Below are 20120 nucleotides of genomic sequence, written 5' to 3' on the forward strand. Positions count from 1 at the left end.
TCAGTCCTCACTACGAACCGATCGCGATTAAACAATGTAAGGAGAATCGATCGCCTTTGCCCGATTAATCGCCACCAAAGTCTGGTAAATCAAAGCCGAAATCTCACCGCGGGTAATGTCCCGCAGCGGCGAAAGCCAATCGCGGGAAGGATAATTAACCACAATCTTCAAAGCAGTTGCTGTGCCGATCGCACTTAAAGCATAATTAGGAATTTGAGAGCGATCGGTGTAAACTTTCAAAGTATCAGGATTGCCGCCCTTAAGTTCCAAACCGTTAACCAAAGACACGATCGCATCAGCCTTAGTTAAATTCTGATTCGGGCCGAACTTCAACCCCGGAAACCCCGCCAAAAACCCCCCCCGATTTGCCCGTTCGATCGCACTTCTCGCCCAAAAAGTAGCAGAAACATCAATAAAATTTGTAGCCGGCACCCTCGGAATCGGACTAAACGCACTCACCAACAGCGCCGCATATTGAGCACGGTTTAAACTGTCATCAGGCCTAAAAGAACCGTCAGGAAAACCGCTAATTATATTCGCCGCAGCCAAAGCTTCAATAAACTTCTGTGCCCAATGTCCAGAAATATCGCTGAACACTGTACCCCCGATATTCGGATTGCCGCCGCCCTTTCTCACCGCAGCTTGCACAGCTTTAAAAGCATTCACTTTCCCGTAACCAAACCAATCGCTGCGGCCGTTGTTAGGATCGTAATTTCCCATGCGATTGCCCAACTGGGGATCGGGATCGGGATCGACAATTTTCTCAGCAGTTTGTTCGAGAATTCCCCGCACTTCCCGCGCCGTCAAACGGGGGTTAGCCGAAAGTATCAACCCTGCAACCCCAGCGACTACTGGAGTGGCGCTGGAAGTACCGCCAAAAGTATCAGTATAGTCCCCCCAGTCGTAGCCCCGATTGCCCACTCGATCGGCAGTAAACACCCCCAAACCGGGCAAATACTGCGTCACCTCCGGCGGCGTGCCGATAAATCCGGTTTCTGGCAACCAAGTTCCCGGCGGCGCGTTGTTGCTGGGGGCGCAAACCGAGATGCTGGTGCCCCAATTGCTGTAGGCTGCTTTTTTGTTGAGGGAAGTGGAAGCGCTGACGGCAATTACGTCGGGGTGGACGGCAAATCCTGCCAGCCATCTAGTTTGACCGCCCAGGACGTTGTTGGGCCAGCCTTTCTCGTTAATTGTGCCGTTGACTGGGCGGTTGGCATTGCCGGCAGCGAACAGAATAACGCAGCCTCTGCCGCCCCGCCCTTGGGTTGCTGCTTTGGTGATAACGGCACTCTGCCGCAGGGAAAGGGGATAGTAAACTGCCGCAGGCCCCCAACTGCAAGAAATGACGGCGGCACCTTTTTCGATCGCCCAATTAAATATTTTTTCGACAGAATCGTCATCGAGAAAACCCGTGGTACGAATGGGCATCAGGGCGCATCCGGGGGCGACGCCGACAATGCCTTTGCCGTTTTCTTCAGCAACGGCGACGCCGGCACAACTTGTGCCGTGGTTGTCTGAGTCGGCGACTGGCATCGGGGAAGTGTCGCCCTCTTTGAAATCGATGGGTGAGACGATTTTGCCTTGGGCTTGAAAATCCGGGTGGGTGATGTCAACTGCATCGTCGGCGATCGCAATTACGATCGATCGAACTCCGCGAGTCAGGTTCCAAGCTGGTTCTGCATAAATTTGAGCACCGCCGACAAGTTCCTTGCCGCCTTTGTTGTTGAGATACCACTGTTTGGGATAAAGCGGATCGCGGGGCGTGTAATGCTGCTGCGTCTCTACTAAAATGTTGGGTTCTGCTACGAGAACTTCTGGATATCTTGTCAGGCGGTTGGCAATTTTGACCGGGTTTTCTGTTGCTTGTTTGGTGACGAAGCAGACGAAGGTGTTGGGAATTCCTTCTACTGGCCGGACTATTTTTAAAGCTGCTGCATTGGCGATCGCCTTTCGCGATTCTTCGTCTACTTGTTCGCCAAATTGAATGGTAATTTGGTCGGTTAAATAAAAGAATGTACTGGGATTGTTCGCGGGGCAATAGACGTGGCTGGCAAAAGCTACGGCATCGCTGGCGCGCGCTGTTTGCATTGCTGCTTCTAGGCGATCGGCTGAAACGAGATATTCTTCGAGATTACTTTGGCCGACGCGGCGGTTGAGTTTTGCCCCAGTTGTTGCAGCCCAATCGTTTGAGGCTGATGCTGTTGGTGAGGGGCGGACTGTAAAGCGATCGTCCGCTTTTGACAGCAGCAATTCATCGCCGCCGCGCTGCAAAATCAGTGGGAGACTTTCATCGGGAACTCCAATTCCTTGATAGTTTTGGAGAGTCTCGGAGGTGGGTTTGCTTGGTTGTACCATCAGAAATGTTCCTGTTTGATTTTGATGTAGATTTATCAAACATATTTATAAGCTGTCAGGGAGGTTTTTGCTATGAGGGGTTTGAATCTGTAACTAACAGCGGTAGTTTTTCCATCAGTCCGCGTCGGACTTAGTTTGTGCGATCGCGTTGCTAGCGGTTTCAACCGCCGAGTCTTTTTCGAGATCAGCAAGTTTTTCAGCAGATAAACACGCTCAAATAAACACGCTAGGATTAACATTAAAAAATTCTCCCAGCGCCTTAGCTTGCGCCTTGCTAATCGCCCGTTTCCCATTAACCACCTCAGAGACTACTCCTTTGGAACCAATCACGCCCACTAAATCGGCTTGTTTGAGTTCGCGAACTTCCATGAAATGCAATAGAACATCCCGGGGAGTCACTTCTGGATCTGGGTAATATTTTGATTCGTATTCTTCGATCAACAGCCCCCAGAGACTCAGTAAAGTTTCTTCTTCTACTGTTAATTCTTCCTTAGACATCAGAAAATCGACTTCTGCGAGGGCAAGATCATTATCTTCTTCGTTCAGGATTGGCTTAGGCTGAGATTTAGCCAGCAGTTGACCGTAAGCTGTTCTTTCAATTGCCATATTCATGGTGCGTTCGATTGTTGAATTAGATCGGGACTTACGCATCAAATACCAAAGAAACCGGGTTTTTTACCAGGTTTAAAGCCTCAAATGCAGTATTTAGGTAAAAAAACCCGGTTTCTGCGTCCCGGACTAGATTGCCGGGATCTGTCCAATCCCCCGCGATTTCCTTGTTCAATCCAAAATCTAAAATCCAAAATCTAAAATCCAAAATCGATCGCCCACCCTTTGACATTTCAACAAATTTGGTTTACACTTAGCCGGTTGCGATCGCCAATGGTAAGATCGGCTCAAGCTAAATATTTTTTTAAAGCGCATAGGCGCAAAGTAATTTCATGGTATACTCTGGAACTGTTTGCTGGCTTCGCTCCACTGCCCGGATTACGATCGGGGCGATCGCAGCTTTTACCCTGTTGCAACCGATCCAAGTCCAAGCACAACAACCTTCTGGGCCAGAGAACCAACAGCAAATCGAGCCCGCCGACGACCCCACAGACCCCAACAATCTTCGCCCTCTGACGCAAGACAGCAGTCTGCTGAGCGTCCCAGGAGGCCAGCGTTTGATGACAGAAGCCAGCAGTGCTATTTCCTCTCAGAATTACGCACTGGCTACTCAAAAACTCCAAGAATCCCGCCAAATTTTCAATCAACTGTCCAACTTCTACCAACAACTGGGTAGCAGTTTTGCCGGAATTGACATCCGCTTGGCGGAAAGCCACCGCACCAAAGCTGTAGAAACAGCCCAAATGCGCGACGAAGCCACCTACCGGCTGGCGTTGGTACACCGGGCCCAAAATAAGCCCGAACTGGCTGTGCCCCTGCTGATTCAGATTATTCGATCGCAGCAGCCAACTCGCGACTTGGGCAAGAAAGCTTACCAGCAGTTACTGGAATTGGGTTTTGTGGATTCGCCCTTTCCCCGACCTGCCAGCAGTCAACCGCGATCGTCTAACAAATAGTTCCACTAAAATCTAAATTACAGCCGTTTATCAGAGAAACCAATGGTTACACCGTCTCAAGTAGCAGAAATGATTAAGGCAGGGTTGCCCGACGCTAAAATACAAGTTGACGATTTGACCGGTGGCGGTGACCACTACCAGGCGAGAGTCGTCTCTGCAGCCTTTGAAGGAAAAAGCCGAGTACAGCAGCACCAACTGGTATACGGCGCTCTCAAACAGGCAATGGCTAGTGAAGCCATCCACGCTTTGGGCTTGGAAACCTTAACTCCTGCAGAATGGGAAGCGAAAAGTCAAGCTGCTTAATTGTTGAGCGGCAATTGGGTATCACAAGTTTGTGCTTGTGTCAATAGTTGCTTGAAATACAACTGCTGCACTTACCCACAAAAACCAAAGAAACCGGGTTTTTTAACCGGAATCTATGGCTGTAACGAAAGATTTTCCTAAAAAACCCGGTTTCTGCGTCAGTCAACGTTGAAAAATTTTCAAACAATATTAGGACCTACCATGAGTACAACAGCACATCAAAGAATTGACGAGTTGGTTAAGCAAAACAAAATCATGGTTTTTATGAAGGGCAATAAGTTAATGCCCCAGTGCGGTTTTTCTAATACTGTGGTGCAAATTCTCAATACTTTGGGAGTGCCTTACGAAACTGTTGATGTTTTAGCAGACCAGGAAATTCGTCAAGGCGTTAAAGAGTATTCCAACTGGCCGACAATTCCTCAAGTTTATATCAACGGCGAGTTTATTGGTGGCTCGGATATTATGATCGAGATGTATCAAAAGGGCGAATTGCAAGAAGTTGTGGAAGTGGCTTTGGCTTCTTAAATTAGACAGAAAAAACATTTCCCCGACTTCTTAAAGAAGTCGGGGAAATAACAGCAATCGCGTTTTACTTTGAATTAAGTTAATTTACTTACAGCGGATTCCAGGTTGATAAAGTACACCCCAGAAACCGGGTTTCTTCTGGATTTCTCGCCAGAAACCGGTTTTATTCAAGAAACCCGGTTTCTCTGTACTTCACTTACCTGGAAAGTGCTGTAATTATTCGTTACCAGGCAAAGCCTAGGAACGCAATGCAGTAGGCTAGGCATCGAATTTTTAGGCTCCCAAAGCGAGGCCGAGCCTGTGGACATCGGTTCCGAGGCATAGCCGGGGAACCAGTTAAAATTCCCAATTCCCAATTCCCAATTCCCCATTCCCCATTCCCAAATCATCAAGGGTTTATCAAACCGAATTTGCTATTTAATAGTAGTCTGCTTCAGTTTGGGTCTGTGGCATTGCAAAATTGGAGGGGTCGTGAATGTAACGGGCTGCTTCTTCCTCTAGTCTGTGAATCAGATAGGGTTCCAAACTGTTGGAGTGCCGCAGGGCTGCTAAATAGCCGTCTAAGTAAAGCCGCAGGTCATCAAAGCGATAACCTCTATTCCACATTTCGACGAGGGCGTCGGTGAGTTTTTGGTAGTGCCGGATTGTTTGGGTGTCTTGTAGCATGGTGTGAGTTTGAAATCCTTTGTGGTTTGTATAATGACGGCGGGATTTAGGAATGGCCTCGATTGATGCTGAGTGGCTCAGCTTGAAGCTATTTCTAAATAAAAGTTTTTACCCTGCTCAACAGGCTACCCTCCATAAAAAATTTCACTCGTTGCAATGCAGTTGCTCGACTTTTTGCGCGCACCTAGATAATTCGCTGTGCGTTTAATTGAGTCGGGATGTGGCTGAATTTGACGGTCAAAGTGGCTGAGTGTTCCGGCTACCGAGCGAACGGTTGGAGGAATTCTAGTTTCACTTGCGCGATTTGTCAACCTCCTGGAATTGGGGGCTGGGTCGGGGGGATCGCTTTTGGCAGGCGGTTGGGGCATGGGATCGATCGGCTTTACACTGTCCTATTTTCATTGTAAGCTCATCGCCAGAATGATTTAACCTTTCTGCAGGCTGACCCTGCCAAATTAACCCAATCTTTAAAATTCCTACCCTAGGTATGTCCGCTGCTTTAAACGCAGCTCATGCTTGAGTAGCGATGGTTACAAAAGCTTGACAAAAGCTCTGTTAACCTTGTAGCAATTAGTGATATGGGAAGCTCGCCTCTGTGGAATCTGCAAGTATTTCAATTGTTGAAGGGAATCCGCACCTGCGATCGCTCTTGGGCTGGCATCTACAGCAAGTCGGTCACTGGGTGCACCAGTCAGCGGATATCAGTCACGCTAGGGAAATATTTTTCAGCCGCCAGCCAACCCTAGTCATTCTGGATGCCCAATTGCCCGATGGGGACGGTTTGGAATTTTGCAACTGGCTACAACAGCAGCAGCAGTCGCTGATTTTGATGCTGTCGGCGCGGAATTCGGAATCGGATATTGTTGAAGGTTTGAAGGCGGGGGCAGACGATTACCTGACTAAACCCTTTGGGATGCAAGAGTTTATGGCCAGGGTGGAAGCTCTGATGCGCCGCAACCGCACGATGCTACCGCCGGCGACGCTGGAGTGCGGGCTGCTGAAAATTGATTTGGTGCAGCGCCGAGTCAGGTTGTACGAGGAACATATTGAGCTGACTCCCCAGGAATTTAGCCTGCTGTACGTGCTAGCTCAAGCTGGAGGAGTGCCGCTGTCGCGCTCGGATTTGCTGCGTCGGGCCTGGCCTGATGCGATTGATAACCCCCGGACGATCGACACTCACGTACTCTCTCTGCGTAAAAAAATCGAAATCGACCCGCGACAGCCGAGCTTGATTCAAACTGTACGCAATGTCGGCTACCGACTGAATCTGGAGTTGTTAAATAATGCCAATCAACATTCACCAGTGCCCAGGGCGGTGCTTTCTTAAACTGCGATCGGGCTATAAGTCTGATTTTATTTGGGGAATTGATTGGCGATCGCATCGGTTTTCGCTGCCATAATAAAGTCATTGCGATGCAGTCCAGAAATCTCGTGAGTCCACCAAGTAACGGTAACTTTCCCCCACTCGGTTAACAGTGCGGGGTGATGTCCTTCAGTTTCTGCTGCTTCGCCGACGCTGTTTGTAAAGGCGATCGCACTTTTGAAATCCGGGAATTCGTAGGTGCGTTCTATTTGGGGAATGCCATTTTTTTCGGTCAAATTCCAGTCGGGAATTTGAGGTTTTAGCTGGACAATTTCGTAAGCTGTGACGCGGGCAGAGTTTGGGCTGCAGGCTGCACAGGGTTCTGTTGCTAAAGGTTCCATAAATTGCTGTTTAGCGAGAAGATGCTAAAAGATATTATAGACATTTCTAATCTGAATTATTTTGAAGGGCAACTGTCCTTTAGGATTGACATCTTGCACCATTTTTAATAAGCTTTTTATGGGCGGGTAGGATGCCCAACCCACAAGAAATTCACTCTTTGTGGAACAGGCCGGAAAGCCTGTTTTTGAGAATGGTGCAAGGCAGACATTGCGATCGAAATCGTTCAAAAAACAGATGAGCAATCCTTTAAAATTTCTGGAAATTATCGTTCACTGTGGAATCGGTTGACCGATAATATCAGGAATGGGCGGGTTGATTTGGCTATCTCGGTGATATTGTAAAACTTGGCGAACCCGCCCCTTCAAGTGCGATCGATCAACCGATAATTTTCTTAATCAAATCCAACTTACCCTTATAGGGAGCGTACCGCCATTTTAAGTCAAGTAAAAATGACTTTTGCAGCACGCTTTTTTGATGCGAAAAAGTATCAAAACTTGCTTTCGCGTGATAGCTACCGATGCCGCTTTCACCAACTCCGCCAAAAGGTAAATCTTTTACTCCCACTTGCATAACCGTGTCGTTGAGACAAACTCCCCCCGAAGAAGTTTCCCGCAAAACTCGCTCTTGTTTCTCTTTATTTTTAGAGAACAAATACAAAGCTAGGGGTTTGGGACGGGCGTTTATTTGCGCGATCGCCTCCCCGAAATCATCATACTCCAAAACTGGCAAAATCGGCCCGAAAATCTCATCCTGCATCACCGGCGAATCCCAGGAAACACGATCTAAAACCGTCGGTGCAATATATCTATCTTCCGGTTTCACTTCCCCACCGACGACAATTTCTCCATCTTTGATAAACGCACTCAAACGGTCTAATTGCCGCTGGTTGATAATCCGCGAATAGTCGGGACTTGTTTGCGGATTGTCGCCGTAAAATTCGTGAATGGCTGTTTTAATTGCTGTCATCAAAGCAGGTTTAACTTTTTTATCAACTAATAGGTAATCGGGAGCGATGCAAGTTTGTCCGGCATTGAGAAATTTGCCCCACGCAATGCGTTTTGCTGTGTATTCAACCTGAATGTCTGAGTCTACAATGCAAGGACTTTTTCCACCTAATTCTAATGTGACAGGTGTCAGGTGTTTAGCGGCAGCTTCCATGACTATTCTACCGATTTTAGTGCCGCCTGTAAAGAAGATGTGGTCAAATTTTTCGGCTAGCAATTGTTGGCTGATTTCGACTCCTCCTTCGACGGCGGCTATATAGGCGGGATCGAAGGTTTTGGATATCAGGTCGGCGATAACTTCGGAGGTGTGCGAGGCGATTTCCGAAGGTTTGAGAAGTGCACAGTTGCCGGCGGCGATCGCCCCGACCAAAGGTGATATCATTAGCTGAAATGGGTAATTCCAAGGCCCGATGATTAAAACAACGCCCAAAGGTTCAGGGTAAATGCGGGCCGATGCTGGGAATTGATCTATCGAAGCAGCCACTTTTCTCGGCTTTACCCACGATTTGAGGTTTTTGATGGCATAATTAACTTCGGCGATCGATGCGATTTCAAGATAAGCCTCGAATTCCGGCCGACCGAGGTCTGCCTTGACGGCATCGACTATTCGTGATTGATTAAGTTCGATCGCACTTTTAAGTTTTTTGAGTTGTTCAAGCCGAAAATCCACATCTTTCGTTTTCCCAGTCGCAAAAAATTGCCGCTGCTGCTGGATAATATCGCTGACGCTGATTACCATTTTTTGTCCTCCATGTCTATAAATAAATGTTACAACAGGAAAACGGAACTTGGGTAAAGTGCGATCGGTGTTAAAGCGCAGACCTCTTGAAAAAGTCTGCGATCGGGGCTTTATGCTATAACTTATAAAGTATTAATTGTAGATGCTTAATTTGAGTTAAGTCATGAAAATATCTAAGAACGATTTTTTTTTCTATTCCTGCTGGCTGCTTTGCTTGCTTGCAGTAGCAGGATGTACCTCTAAGCCCGAAAAGCAAGTTGTCATCTGCTCGAAAGACTTTACCGAACAAGTCATCCTCGCCGAAATTTTAGCACGCCATATCGAAGCTAAAACAGATATCAAAGTAGAACGAGAACTGAATCTGGGAGGTTCGCTTTGCCATCAATCCCTAACAGCAGGTAAAATCGACTTGTACGTCGAATACACGGGGACTGCTTACGCCAACCTGCTCAAACAAAAACCGATTTCTGACCCCAAAAAAGTCCTCGATTACCTCAAACAAGAATATCCCAAACAGTTTAAAGCAGAATGGACGGAACCGCTGGGATTTAATAACAGTTTTGCGATTATTGTGCGGGGAGACGATGCCAAAAAACTCAATTTACAAACTCTCTCGCAACTTGGGAAAGCTTCACCTAACCTCCGGGCTGGTTTCGGCCCAGAATTTAACGAGAGAGAAGATGGGTTTCCCGGATTGGCGAAAACTTACGGAATTAAGTTTCGAGAACAACCGAAGGAATTGCTGTTAGGATTGCTTTATCAAGCGCTGCAACAAAAAGAAGTAGATGTGATTGCTGGTAATACGACGGACGGTTTGATTCAAAGTTTAGGTTTAGTAGTTCTCAAAGATGACAAGGGCTATTTCCCGCCCTACGAAGCAGTTCCGGTTGTGCGATCGCAAATTTTGGAACAATACCCGGAATTGCGTCCAGTGCTCGCAGAATTGGGCGGCAAAATCTCTGAGGAAGATATGCGGAAACTCAACTATCAAGTTGACGGGGAACAGCAGGAAGCTGGACAAGTGGCGCGGGAGTTTTTGCAGCAAAAGTTGGGCGGTTCCCAGCCCGCACCTAACGCAAAATAATCGGCAGTTTCTATCCTAAAAGTTCACTTTATATCCGTAGCAGCTTACTTAAAAGTTGGGATTAGAAATTGGTAAGTATTGGGATTTCTACGATTTCAGCAATTTTATGAGCTAGCTTTTTAAAGTCTCCGTAAACACTTTGCACGGCCTGGATGTGAGAACCAATTGCCCCATCCGCAGGTTTGAGGTGGAACATAGGTTTATGGGCTTCCTGGGCAAGCGGCATCAGACTCTGATAGTGTTTTAGCAAAGCTAAACAGTGAGGATCTTCGGCGATGGAAAGTGTGCTATTTTCCGATTCATTGAGCACAGCTTCCCGATAAATATTAGGAATCCGTGCAATCCATCGCTGATAAGCTTTCACTGGGCGGTCTAGCCGTACCGAGTGTTGCAGGACAATATAACCAACAGGTTGCATTTGACCTTGAGGAAGCTTTAAATCAGGGGCAGGATTTTTCTCTAATCTTTCTAGCCATTCTTGCCGCCAGCGTCTGAGAGTTGGGCCGAGATTTTTCAATCCTTGCAGTGAGAATAAATCCGGTGATAGAGGAACTACTACATAGTTAGCTGCAATCAAAGCGGCCCGGTTAATCGCTCCTAAATTCGGGCCGATGTCTGTCAAAACTACATCAGCTTGATGAACTGTTGCTGCTTCTTGCAAGAGTCGCCAAAAAGCAGAAATGACCCGAAAAGAACGCTCCTTGCGATCGGTGCAGCCGGGCCATTCTGCTGAGAGGTCATCTTCAAATCCAGAGAGCAATAAATCTCCTACCAAGAGTCCCAATCTTTCTTCAATGTGCTCTACTTCTGGAGTAGCAATATCACCAATTCCTCTAACTAAAGGCTGTACGCAGCGAAAAACTGTGTTAGGTCGGTTATTGCCTTCCCACAATTCTTCTAAACGTTCTTCCTCTAGAAAAGCAGCAGTCAGATTGGCTTGGGGGTCTAAATCTGCTGCTAGCACCCGCATTCCTAAATTGCGATACATCCAGGCTAAATGATATACTAGCGAAGTTTTACCGACGCCACTTTTATTATTGAAAAAAGCAATAATGGGTACTGTCACGGATGCCTCCTAATAATTACTAAAACATGAGCATCTTCGACAACAAACTCCGGTGGTGGACTGCCATTTTTTTGCAGTGAATTGCGAGCTATGGCGATACCCATTCCAAACCTTTGTACATAACCAAGATTTTTTAAGGCTTCTGCTAAGTTTGGATTGCGGTAGTCAGTGATTCCAGGCCTACCAAAATTTTGTCTGTTAACTTGTCCAAAGGGCCCTCCGGGGTTTTGAATTTCAATGCGATCGCTAAACCAGGTAATTCTTACTGGTGCATACGTCCCTTCATAGGTGCGGTGCAAGAGCGCATTTCTAGCAAGCTGTTGCAGTGCTACTAACGGGTAATCTGGCTGCTGGATTTCCACTGACTGAGCGGTAATATCAGAAGCTATTGAGATATGAGATTGCAGTATTTCATCTAACACTCTCAGCATCATAGAAAGTGGCCCGGCAATTTCTTTCTGGTCTTTAATTGGGTCGGTTAGCTCAGTTCCCTCAATTCGCAAAAATTGAATGTAAGCACCCGGTATCAATTGCCTTGAGTCTTTTCCTACTACCAATATACCTAAATTTGTTGGCTGAATTGACGGTAAACTGGTAATAAATCTTACTGATGCTAATTGGTGTTCGACGGTTCTTTGATTTTCTTCTAATATGTCACTAGGCAATGCTGAAGGTAGATATTCCTGTTGAAATAAAGTTAAATTTAAGTCATCTAGTGTCCCGGAAGGCAAAGATTGAATATCAAAAGGTAAATCTCTGGAACGCCGTTTTTCTGAGAGACGGCGCTCTTCTTCGGCTGTGGCAGTAGCGCGGCGGGGGCCCACCCGTACCCAGATTCGCCCCTCATAGCGGACAGGGGGTGCATCTGATGGTTCTACAATGACTGCTGCTAACTCGCATCCCGCAAGCGTTCGCTTTTGCACGGTTATCGCGGGAAAAGGCAGTATATTTCCATCTGAACGCATATCCGAGAGGGTTAGTAACAGTTGATCGGTGATGCTCAAATTGGCACAGCTTCCATCATCATTAACACCTATAAATAGTACCCCTGGCTGTTGGTGGTTTGGCAAGTCGTTGGCAAAAGCGCATATAGCCTGACGGAGTTTACCCCTATCGGATGTTGAGGCCTTGCGCTCTACTCGATCGGATTCAATGTCTTTGAGGAGATTTTCTAACTGACTGTCATCCATGCTTTAACTTATTTGTCGTAAATTATTCTTACTGTTTGGTAACAGCAGACTGCGGCTAGTTTGGGAATTGTTAAGAGTTTAAATAGAAAAGTTTATTTTCAATTACTACTTACCAATTTCCCGCATCAGCCGCTAAATTAAATTTCTAAGTCCCTTCACTCAGCCTCCGCAAATTCAAAATATCGCTCATCTTTTTAATTTGCATACAAGTCCGCTCGAACTGTTGTTTATCCTGGATATCCATGCACAAATCAATTAAGGCCGGCAATCCGGGATATGTTTTGACTTGAGCGCTGCGGACGTTTACTTGGTTGTCCTTCAAATGCGATAAAACATCATTGAGAACTCCCACTCGATCGAGGGCTTCAATTTGAATGTTAACCGGATAAGTGTTGGGTCGAGATTCATTGCGGTTGCTGGAATTCCAACTCACAGGAACCAAGCGATCCCCAGGTACGCTCTCAACATTTGAACATCGTTGTCGGTGAATCGAAATTCCGCGAGTGCGAGTCACAACTCCAATAATTGATTCCCCAGGAATCGGACAGCAACAGCCGGCTAAATGGTAGAGCAATCCCTCTACACCTGCGATGGGCGATTTGCTCGGAGACGAACTCGGTAATGGTTTCGGTGTCGTCGATGCAGGTATTAGCTGGGGCAATTCGTGGGTTGCTGCGGGAGCAGCTTCAATTTTTTGCTGCACTTTTACTAAATCTCGCAGTCGATTTACTACGAGATTTAGGGTGACTTCGCCGTAGCCTAAACCGGCGATTAAATCTTCGACGCTGTGGTAGTTGCAGCGCTGAGCCACCGATTGCATGGGTTCAGATTTTAGCAAAGATTCTAAGCCGTTTTTACCTAATTCTTTTTCCAGCAATTCTCGGCCGCGAGCGAGATTTTCATCTCGGTGCGATCGCTTCAACCACTGGCGAATTCGGTTTTTTGCTCCGTTTGTCTTGACAAAATTCAGCCAATCGGAACTCGGATGACCATTTTTTTGGGTCAAGATTTCTACAATATCGCCGTTCTTTAAAACCTTGTCTAGTGTCACCATTCGCCCGTTGACTCTGGCACCGGTGCAGTGATTGCCAATTTCTGTGTGAATGCGGTAAGCAAAATCTACGGGAGTTGATCCGCTATTGAGAGCAATTACGTCTCCGTTAGGAGTAAAAACGTAAATATCTTCGTCGAATAAGTTGTCCTTAATGCTTTGTAAATATTCGCGATCGTCTTTGAGGTCGCTTTGCCATTCAAGGAGTTGTCGCAGCCAAGTAAATTTTTCGTCATCGCCGGTGACTTTTGTGTTAGAACCGCCGGTTTCTTTGTATTTCCAGTGCGCGGCAATGCCGTATTCTGCAATGTGGTGCATGGCTACGGTGCGGATTTGCACTTCGATGGGGCGGCCGCTGGTTCCGATTACTCCGGTGTGCAAAGATTGGTAGCGGTTGGCTTTTGGTAAACCGATATAATCTTTAAAGCGGCCGGGAATCGGGCGGAAAGAATCGTGGACGATCGCCAAAGCCCGATAACAGTCATCATTGGTTTCTACTATGATCCGCACCGCTGCAATATCGTACACTTGGTTAAAGCCTTTTTGGCGGCGCTGCATCTTCCCATAAATTCCGTACAAATGTTTGGGACGACCGCTAACTTCATAGCATTTAATGCCTAAATTGTCAAGCCTTTCTCGCAAACTATCTGTGACTTCTGCGAGTTGAGTTTCTCGATCGGCCCGCTTCACCGCCACCAATTCCTGAATTTCGCGGTAAGCTTCAGGTTCCAGGTATTTAAAGGCTAAATCTTCCAATTCCCACTTAAAGCGGCCAATACCCAAACGGTTCGCTAGGGGAGCAAAAATATCTCGGGTTTCTAGGGCAATACTGCGCTGCTTTTCTTCGGACAAATGCTCCAAAGTTCTCATGTTGTGCAGCCTGTCTGCCAGTTTGACGACAATGACGCGAATATCTTTAGCCATTGCTAGGAACATTCGGCGGAAATTTTCCGCAAGGCGCTCTGTTTTGCTGGAAAAATTAAACTTAGAAAGCTTGGTGACACCTTCAACCAACTGTCGCACTTCGGCGCCGAACCGCTGTTCTATTTCTTCGAGAGTAATATCTGTATCTTCAACAATGTCGTGGAGGAAGCCGGCGGCAATCATGACGTTGTTGCCGCCCATATACCGAAGTATTCCAGCGACAGCTACCGGATGGCAAATGTAAGGTTCTCCTGATTTGCGGTATTGTCCTTCGTGCAAGTCGCGGGCAAATTCAAAGGCCCGACAAATTAAGCTGTCGTCAGTCGAACAATTCGGGTTAGGGCTGCCATCAGGCTGCGATCGAGTATTCAGGCATTCTTGCAGCCAGTCGGGAACTACGGCAGGATCGATCGAAGGAGAGGGAGTCAGAGTGTTCGCGTTCATGGGGTACACCTTTAAAACTTAGAAATACAAATGGTTAAAAGCCGGTTTTCGGTTGAATTGCCGAAATTATGTGTTTAGCTATACTAAACTAATTGAATGCCACAATTTGCAATTCAAAAAAATAGTCGATTTTTCTCAAACTATACCTATCTAATTCCGAGTCGCCCCCCCTCGCAGGTAGGAAAAGATAGTGACACCACTGCTGCCGCAGCAGTCTGTCGATCGGGGAAAATCGGGTAAAATAAGCATATTTTGGCGGTAGCCGTTGAGGTTGCGGGCGATCGGCATTTACCGGCAACGCTAAACTAAAAGCAGCAGCCAGAAGGGTAGAGTCAGGGCAGCAAATCAAAAAAAGTTCTCACAAAACAGGGAATAGCTCCAAAAACGCACAGCTTCCCTCCCTATGAGCAAACTTAAGTAAGTATCTACTTTGATTATAAATACAAATTTGTTTACAAAATCATGATATTGTCCGAAGACCGCCGCCAGTGCTACCAAGAATTACAGCAAGCGCTAGAAGAACTACAAAGAACTGCTGCACAGGAGAATCTGGATCGGGCCGCGCTGGCGATCGAATACACAAAAGTGCAACAATTTTTCGGAAACCAAATTATGAGAGCCGAAAGCGATGAGTTAGACGCCTCAGAAACACCCCCAGAGCAGTCCTATTTGACGGAAATTCACAAGCAACTGCGGTTATTGGGGACAGATGTCACCTTTTTGCAAGCGTCGCGCCAGCCAGCGACAGCAAAGGCGAGGCAAACTGGGGCGATCGCGCGGCTTAACACGCTAATTGGCTACTGTGGCGCGCTGCTGCAAAAAAATTCTGGTTCTTCAGGGCCCGCCTAGATACAGAATTAATAATTGAATTAACAGGGAATTAATAAGGCAAGGAGAAATAAAGCGGTGGAATGTCCAAAATGTAAACATCCCAATTTAGAAGGCGGTACCTTAGCCGGCCGTATGTCGGTGCAGTGGTGTCCCAACTGTTACGGTATCTGGATTCCAGGCAGAGAATACGAAGCTTGGCAAAAAGAGCAAAGCCAGTGGTACAACAAATCCGAGAAGCCTGATGCGACAGCGACTCTCGGCATAGAATTCACGCCGTCTCCCTACGACAGCAAAGCAGCGCTGTGTCCCGAAGACGGTCACTATCTGTCGCGGGCGAAAGTTCCTTTCAGCAGAGTGCCCTTTTACATAGAGCGCTGTATGTTGTGCGGGGGCATTTGGTGCGATAACGGCGAGTGGGACATTCTCGAAAGTCTGGGATTCCACACCGAGATTGACAAGATGTTTTCTCCGAATTGGCAAGCTAAGGCCCGCGTGCAAGAACTCGCCTCTCGGGAACGTCAAGTGCTGACTGAGAAGTTGGGGCCGGATATCGCCGGATATGTGTTGGAACTCGCGGAAGTTTTAGCAGACCATCCTCACGCAGATTGTGCCGCTACTTACATACTGCGGAGAGCTGAGTTGAAGCGAAGGGAAATTTAGTCAGTTGTCAGTTGTCAGTTGTCAGTTGTCAGTTGTCAGTTGTCAGTTATCAGTTGCTCGGTGAATGATGTACTAATAAAAGCTTTGTTTGTAGCTATTTTTATTTGTATTTACAAACAGCAGAGCCGTCTCTTGCCCATAACTAATAACTCTGAAACACTAAGAAGTAACAACTAACAGCCAGGATATTGACCATTAAATAACAAATAACAAATAACAACTGACCGCTGACTACTGACCGAAAGGATCCAGGATACAAGCCCCCGAATTTATCTCGCGCAAGTTAATGCTTTAATTCTTTAATCTAAAATCCAAAATCTAAAATCTAAAATCGATTGACTAAGGACTAATGACTAATGACTAATGACTCTTCTCTATTTTCCGTTGACAATCTGCGAGTAGCTTATCCCCAGCGGCGGGGCCAATCCGGTTGGGCCGTGGACGGGGTTTCCCTGACGCTGAAACCGGGGGAAAAGCTCGGATTAGTTGGGGAGTCTGGGTGCGGTAAGTCAACTTTGGGAAGGGCGGCGATGCGGTTGCTGCCGGATTCAACGCTGATTGAGGGGCGAGTTAGTTTTGCTGGAGAGTCGGTGTTTGATATGAATGCTTCGCGGCTGAGACAATTTCGGGGCGAAGCTGTAGCATTGATTTTTCAAGATCCGATGACTCGTCTCGATCCTTTGATGACTGTAGGAGAACATTGCATCGAGACTTTGCAAGCTCACCGACCGAATTTGGATCGCAAGCAAGCTAAGAAACGGGCAATCGAAACTCTGGAAGCTGTGAAAATTCCCGCGTCTCGCTGGTCGCAATTTCCCCACGAATTTAGCGGCGGAATGCGGCAAAGAGTAGCAATTGCTTTGGCTCTTTTGCTCGATCCCAAATTAATTGTGGCGGACGAACCGACTACAAGTTTGGACGTAACTGTAGCTGCTCAGATTTTGCAGGAATTAACCAGACTTTGTGAGGAACGGGGAACGGCTATTTTGTTGATTTCTCACGATTTGGCGATGGTGGCTGAGTATTGCGATCGCATTGCGGTGATGTACGGCGGTAAAGTTGTAGAAACAGGGCCGGTGCTAAACGTTTTTGAAAAACCGCAGCACGAATATACTCGATCGCTCCTCAAAGCAGCTTTGCACATTCAAGCCGATTCTGACAAAGGGTTAGCATTCGAGGAAATCAGGACTGAAGCCGTTACTGCAAACTTAACAAATTCGCCTCTTTTGACCGTAACCAATTTGCAGCAACACTACAGTTTAGAAAGCAATTTATTAGATCAGTTGTTTTCCAGGAATCGGCAGGTAATTAAAGCCGTAGACGGCGTTAGTTTAGAGCTACAACGGGGAGAAATCCTAGGGCTGGTGGGGGAGTCCGGCTGCGGCAAAAGTACCTTGTCACGCACGATTTTGCAGCTAATTACCGCGACTGGCGGCAAAGTGGAATTTCAAGGAATAGATATAACTGCCCTGAACCGCGATGCTGTGAGGAAGCACCGCCGCGAAATGCAAATGATTTTTCAAGATCCCCACGCTTGCCTGAATCCGATGATGACTGTCGGGCAAAGTATTGCTGATCCTTTGTTTATTCACAAATTAGCTAATGGCAGCGAAGCTAAAAAACAAGTAATCCAAATGTTAGAGCGGGTGGGTTTAAGTCCAGGGGAGGATTTCTTTCGCCGCTATCCGGGGGAATTGTCAGGAGGACAACAGCAGCGAGTTTCTATAGCCCGTGCTTTGATTACTCGGCCGCAACTGATAATTTGCGACGAACCTGTGAGTATGCTGGATGCCAGCGTGCAGACTCAAGTTTTAGAGCTGATGTTGGAGTTGAAGCAGGAATTTAATTTGACTTATCTGTTTATTACGCACGATTTGTGGGTGGCGAGATTTTTTTGCGATCGTATTGCGGTAATGAATGCTGGAAAAATTGTTGAAATCGGTAAGACTAGGGATATTTTTACTAATCCGCAGCACCCTTACACTCAGCAGTTGTTGCAGGCTGCTCCTTTACTAGCCCGAACTAATTGATTTGGGATTTGGGATTTGGGATTTGGGATTTCGGAAATTTCGGGTTAAATTGGTTAAAGTTAAGGGATACTTTTCAAATCCTTCCACCGACACCAAGCACGATATGGCAGAATCTGACCTAGGCAGTTTTGCGGTGGCACCCGAAGCCTCATTCGCGATCGCAGAAGATGAAGACACCGAGATCGATCGTCCGACGGTAACTCGATCGTCAGCATACAACAACTGGTCTGCCGACGATCCAGTGGGAGCTTTGTTCAAGGAAATGGCTCGGTATCCTCTACTGACAGCAGCCGAAGAAGTAGAGTTGGCGCGCCGCGTTCAAGAATTGGTAGCCCTGGATGAACTAGAACAGCGTTTGCAGCAGGAATTGGACAGAGTGCCGACAAAAGCTGAAATCGCAGCGGCTTTGGGGATAAGCGAAACTCAAATGCAACAGCTTCGCCACCAGTGTCAGTCGGCGAAACGGAAAATGATCAGCTCGAATTTGCGCTTGGTGGTTTCGATTGCCAAACGCTATCTTAATCGGGGCGTGCCTTTTCTCGATTTAATTCAGGAAGGAGCTTTGGGTTTAAATCGAGCAGCCGAAAAGTTCGATCCAGAGAAGGGTTACAAGTTTTCTACCTATGCCTATTGGTGGATTCGCCAAGGAATTACCCGGACAATTGCCAATCAAGGGCGGACGATTCGCTTGCCTGTTCACATTGTCGAACAGTTAAATAAACTCAAAAAAGTTTATCGAGATTTGAAGCGTTCTCTTCAACGAAATCCAAGTGAAACTGAACTTGCTAGAGAAATGCAAGTTAGTTGCGAACAGCTTCGCTACCTCCAGCAAGTACGTCGGCAATCTTTGTCTCTCAACCACCGCATCGGCTCAGAAGAAAGTTCGGAACTTTTGGATGTTCTCGAAGATAACGCGACGCAATCTCCCGAAGCTCAGATGAATGAGATGATGATGCGCCAAGATATTTTGGAGGTGTTGGACAGTATTTTGACTGAGCGGGAAAAAGAGATTGTTGCTATGCGTTACGGTTTGCTGACCGGCGAACCTTACACTTTAGAAGAGGTCAGCAGTTTGTTCAATTTGTCCCGCGAACGAGTCCGTCAAATTCAAAATAAGGCAATGCGAAAGCTGCGCCGCCCTCAAGTGACGGAACGATTGAAGGGCTGGTTGAAATAAACTAAAAAACCTTGAGTTGGCATTTTGAAAAATCTTAAAATTATTGTGGGGTGGCACTCCGAGGCCACCGTAAATATGCTGGTTTAATGTGGAAAAGCTTAATTAAAAATTACCAATTAAAAATTTCTGGATGTGGTATTTTTAATTGTTGATTGTCGCGTACTACTTACTTATTTATGTCTTCTGAGGTAATTTTGCGCCCCGCTACCCGCGCCGACGTGCCGGTGCTGTTTGATTTGATTAAAGCTTTAGCTGAGTACGAAAAATTATCTCATGCCGTTACTGGCAATGCCGTTGATTTGGAGCGTCATTTGTTTGGCGATAGACCTTTTGCTGAAGCGGTTTTAGCCGAGTGCGAAGGTCAAGTTGTGGGCTGGGCGCTGTTTTTTTACAATTATTCTACTTTTTTAACTCAGCCGGGAATTTATTTGGAAGATTTGTTTGTGGTGCCTGAGTTTCGAGGGCGGGGGATTGGCAAGTCTTTGATAGTTTATTTAGCGCAGTTGACGGTGGAAAGGGGCTGCGGGCGTTTGGAATGGAGCGTTTTGGATTGGAATGAATTGGCGATCGGATTTTACAAGGGTATCGGTGCTGATGTGATGCCCGACTGGCGGATTTGCCGGGTTGCGGGCGAGTCTTTGGCAAATTTGGCATCGAAGTAATTCAGGCGTGTGGAACAGGCATCTTGCCTGTGTGTGAAACAGGCATCTTGCCTGTGTGTGGCACAGGCATCTTGCCTGTGTGTGGCACAGGCATCTTGCCTGTGTGTGGCACAGGCATCTTGCCTGTGTGTGGCACAGG

Annotated in this window: 20 protein-coding genes; 10 read left to right on the forward strand and 10 right to left on the reverse strand. The window is 46.9% G+C overall.

Translation table 11 applies throughout. The features are described from left to right. Positions 1-27: 27 nt before the first annotated feature. The 3 genes from QUA88_RS00185 to QUA88_RS00195 are packed head-to-tail and all read right to left on the reverse strand — an operon-like array spanning position 28 to position 2967. Positions 28-2355: a S8 family serine peptidase gene (locus QUA88_RS00185; RefSeq protein ID WP_333208413.1), complete on the reverse strand. Its 2328-nt coding sequence runs from the start codon at positions 2353-2355 to the stop codon at positions 28-30. A 35-nt stretch (positions 2356-2390) separates the two neighbouring features. After that, entirely contained in the window at positions 2391-2594 is a 204-nt protein-coding gene (locus QUA88_RS00190) for a hypothetical protein (protein WP_333052700.1), read from the reverse strand. Then, complete coding sequence (locus QUA88_RS00195; protein ID WP_333233358.1) at positions 2569-2967, reverse strand: transcriptional regulator; 399 nt, start codon at positions 2965-2967, stop codon at positions 2569-2571. Before QUA88_RS00195 ends, QUA88_RS00190 begins: the two co-directional genes overlap by 26 nt. A gap of 329 nt (positions 2968-3296) precedes the next feature. Here QUA88_RS00195 and QUA88_RS00200 point away from each other — a divergent pair, with 329 nt between their 5' ends. From QUA88_RS00200 to grxD, 3 genes are all read left to right on the forward strand, one after another. Further along, the gene (locus QUA88_RS00200) at positions 3297-3920 is read left to right on the forward strand and encodes a hypothetical protein (RefSeq protein ID WP_333052522.1); all 624 of its coding nucleotides are present in this window, start codon (positions 3297-3299) and stop codon (positions 3918-3920) included. A 42-nt stretch (positions 3921-3962) separates the two neighbouring features. Further along, entirely contained in the window at positions 3963-4223 is a 261-nt protein-coding gene (locus QUA88_RS00205; RefSeq protein ID WP_333052524.1) for a BolA family transcriptional regulator, read from the forward strand. Positions 4224-4424: 201 nt separating this feature from the next. Next, entirely contained in the window at positions 4425-4748 is a 324-nt protein-coding gene (gene grxD, locus QUA88_RS00210) for a Grx4 family monothiol glutaredoxin (protein WP_190657705.1), read from the forward strand. A 417-nt stretch (positions 4749-5165) separates the two neighbouring features. Here grxD and QUA88_RS00215 read toward each other — a convergent pair whose 3' ends face one another. Beyond that, on the reverse strand, positions 5166-5414 hold the full coding sequence (locus QUA88_RS00215) for a DUF6761 family protein (RefSeq protein WP_332985209.1): 249 nt from the start codon (positions 5412-5414) through the stop codon (positions 5166-5168). A gap of 595 nt (positions 5415-6009) precedes the next feature. Between QUA88_RS00215 and QUA88_RS00220 the strand changes: the two genes are divergently transcribed. Then, a complete protein-coding gene (locus tag QUA88_RS00220; RefSeq protein ID WP_333052527.1) occupies positions 6010-6741 on the forward strand; it encodes a response regulator transcription factor in 732 nt (243 codons plus the stop codon). Between the two features lie 26 nt (positions 6742-6767). Here QUA88_RS00220 and QUA88_RS00225 read toward each other — a convergent pair whose 3' ends face one another. Both QUA88_RS00225 and QUA88_RS00230 read right to left on the reverse strand, forming a co-directional pair. Beyond that, the gene (locus QUA88_RS00225; protein WP_333233360.1) at positions 6768-7118 is read right to left on the reverse strand and encodes a 4a-hydroxytetrahydrobiopterin dehydratase; all 351 of its coding nucleotides are present in this window, start codon (positions 7116-7118) and stop codon (positions 6768-6770) included. Positions 7119-7494: 376 nt separating this feature from the next. After that, positions 7495-8862, reverse strand: coding sequence for an aldehyde dehydrogenase (locus QUA88_RS00230; RefSeq protein WP_333052532.1), 1368 nt, complete (start codon positions 8860-8862; stop codon positions 7495-7497). Positions 8863-9025: 163 nt separating this feature from the next. On the opposite strand from QUA88_RS00230, the gene QUA88_RS00235 reads away from it, so the two are divergent. Then, positions 9026-9946, forward strand: a complete 921-nt coding sequence (locus tag QUA88_RS00235; protein ID WP_333269656.1) for a glycine betaine ABC transporter substrate-binding protein — start codon at positions 9026-9028, stop codon at positions 9944-9946. A 61-nt stretch (positions 9947-10007) separates the two neighbouring features. Here QUA88_RS00235 and QUA88_RS00240 read toward each other — a convergent pair whose 3' ends face one another. The 4 genes from QUA88_RS00240 to QUA88_RS00255 all read right to left on the reverse strand — a co-directional run bounded on the left by QUA88_RS00240 (position 10008) and on the right by QUA88_RS00255 (position 14970). Continuing rightward, on the reverse strand, positions 10008-11012 hold the full coding sequence (locus tag QUA88_RS00240) for an AAA family ATPase (RefSeq protein WP_333269658.1): 1005 nt from the start codon (positions 11010-11012) through the stop codon (positions 10008-10010). Next, a complete protein-coding gene (locus QUA88_RS00245) occupies positions 11009-12202 on the reverse strand; it encodes an ATP-binding protein (protein WP_333233362.1) in 1194 nt (397 codons plus the stop codon). The genes QUA88_RS00240 and QUA88_RS00245 overlap by 4 nt, the downstream gene beginning before the upstream one ends. Positions 12203-12347: 145 nt before the next feature. Further along, a complete protein-coding gene (locus QUA88_RS00250; RefSeq protein ID WP_333269659.1) occupies positions 12348-14621 on the reverse strand; it encodes a bifunctional (p)ppGpp synthetase/guanosine-3',5'-bis(diphosphate) 3'-pyrophosphohydrolase in 2274 nt (757 codons plus the stop codon). Between the two features lie 88 nt (positions 14622-14709). Then, positions 14710-14970: a hypothetical protein gene (locus QUA88_RS00255; RefSeq protein ID WP_333052543.1), complete on the reverse strand. Its 261-nt coding sequence runs from the start codon at positions 14968-14970 to the stop codon at positions 14710-14712. A 113-nt stretch (positions 14971-15083) separates the two neighbouring features. Here QUA88_RS00255 and patD point away from each other — a divergent pair, with 113 nt between their 5' ends. From patD to QUA88_RS00280, 5 genes are all read left to right on the forward strand, one after another. Next, positions 15084-15470 carry a heterocyst frequency control protein PatD gene (patD, locus tag QUA88_RS00260; protein WP_333052545.1) on the forward strand — a complete coding sequence of 129 codons (387 nt, stop codon included), beginning with the start codon at positions 15084-15086 and terminating at the stop codon, positions 15468-15470. Positions 15471-15527: 57 nt separating this feature from the next. Further along, complete coding sequence (locus tag QUA88_RS00265; RefSeq protein WP_333052547.1) at positions 15528-16112, forward strand: zf-TFIIB domain-containing protein; 585 nt, start codon at positions 15528-15530, stop codon at positions 16110-16112. Positions 16113-16468: 356 nt separating this feature from the next. Next, entirely contained in the window at positions 16469-18142 is a 1674-nt protein-coding gene (locus QUA88_RS00270) for an ABC transporter ATP-binding protein (RefSeq protein ID WP_333052550.1), read from the forward strand. Positions 18143-18245: 103 nt separating this feature from the next. Next, positions 18246-19319: an RNA polymerase sigma factor, RpoD/SigA family gene (locus QUA88_RS00275; RefSeq protein ID WP_333052553.1), complete on the forward strand. Its 1074-nt coding sequence runs from the start codon at positions 18246-18248 to the stop codon at positions 19317-19319. Positions 19320-19495: 176 nt separating this feature from the next. After that, positions 19496-19981: a GNAT family N-acetyltransferase gene (locus QUA88_RS00280; RefSeq protein ID WP_333052556.1), complete on the forward strand. Its 486-nt coding sequence runs from the start codon at positions 19496-19498 to the stop codon at positions 19979-19981. Positions 19982-20120: the final 139 nt, after the last annotated feature.

This window comes from Microcoleus sp. D3_18_C2 (assembly GCF_036702395.1).
Classification (GTDB): Bacteria; Cyanobacteriota; Cyanobacteriia; order Cyanobacteriales; family Microcoleaceae; genus Microcoleus.

Excerpts from the sequence above, each read along its gene's own strand:
- QUA88_RS00185 (WP_333208413.1), bottom strand. The coding sequence starts at position 2,355 with ATGGTACAACCAAGCAAACCCACCTCCGAGACTCTCCAAAACTATCAA.
- QUA88_RS00190 (WP_333052700.1), bottom strand. The coding sequence starts at position 2,594 with ATGTTAATCCTAGCGTGTTTATTTGAGCGTGTTTATCTGCTGAAAAAC.
- QUA88_RS00195 (WP_333233358.1), bottom strand. The coding sequence starts at position 2,967 with ATGAATATGGCAATTGAAAGAACAGCTTACGGTCAACTGCTGGCTAAA.
- QUA88_RS00200 (WP_333052522.1), top strand. The coding sequence starts at position 3,297 with ATGGTATACTCTGGAACTGTTTGCTGGCTTCGCTCCACTGCCCGGATT.
- QUA88_RS00205 (WP_333052524.1), top strand. The coding sequence starts at position 3,963 with ATGGTTACACCGTCTCAAGTAGCAGAAATGATTAAGGCAGGGTTGCCC.
- grxD (WP_190657705.1), top strand. The coding sequence starts at position 4,425 with ATGAGTACAACAGCACATCAAAGAATTGACGAGTTGGTTAAGCAAAAC.
- QUA88_RS00215 (WP_332985209.1), bottom strand. The coding sequence starts at position 5,414 with ATGCTACAAGACACCCAAACAATCCGGCACTACCAAAAACTCACCGAC.
- QUA88_RS00225 (WP_333233360.1), bottom strand. The coding sequence starts at position 7,118 with ATGGAACCTTTAGCAACAGAACCCTGTGCAGCCTGCAGCCCAAACTCT.
- QUA88_RS00230 (WP_333052532.1), bottom strand. The coding sequence starts at position 8,862 with ATGGTAATCAGCGTCAGCGATATTATCCAGCAGCAGCGGCAATTTTTT.
- QUA88_RS00235 (WP_333269656.1), top strand. The coding sequence starts at position 9,026 with ATGAAAATATCTAAGAACGATTTTTTTTTCTATTCCTGCTGGCTGCTT.
- QUA88_RS00245 (WP_333233362.1), bottom strand. The coding sequence starts at position 12,202 with ATGGATGACAGTCAGTTAGAAAATCTCCTCAAAGACATTGAATCCGAT.
- QUA88_RS00250 (WP_333269659.1), bottom strand. The coding sequence starts at position 14,621 with ATGAACGCGAACACTCTGACTCCCTCTCCTTCGATCGATCCTGCCGTA.
- patD (WP_333052545.1), top strand. The coding sequence starts at position 15,084 with ATGATATTGTCCGAAGACCGCCGCCAGTGCTACCAAGAATTACAGCAA.
- QUA88_RS00270 (WP_333052550.1), top strand. The coding sequence starts at position 16,469 with ATGACTAATGACTCTTCTCTATTTTCCGTTGACAATCTGCGAGTAGCT.
- QUA88_RS00275 (WP_333052553.1), top strand. The coding sequence starts at position 18,246 with ATGGCAGAATCTGACCTAGGCAGTTTTGCGGTGGCACCCGAAGCCTCA.
- QUA88_RS00280 (WP_333052556.1), top strand. The coding sequence starts at position 19,496 with ATGTCTTCTGAGGTAATTTTGCGCCCCGCTACCCGCGCCGACGTGCCG.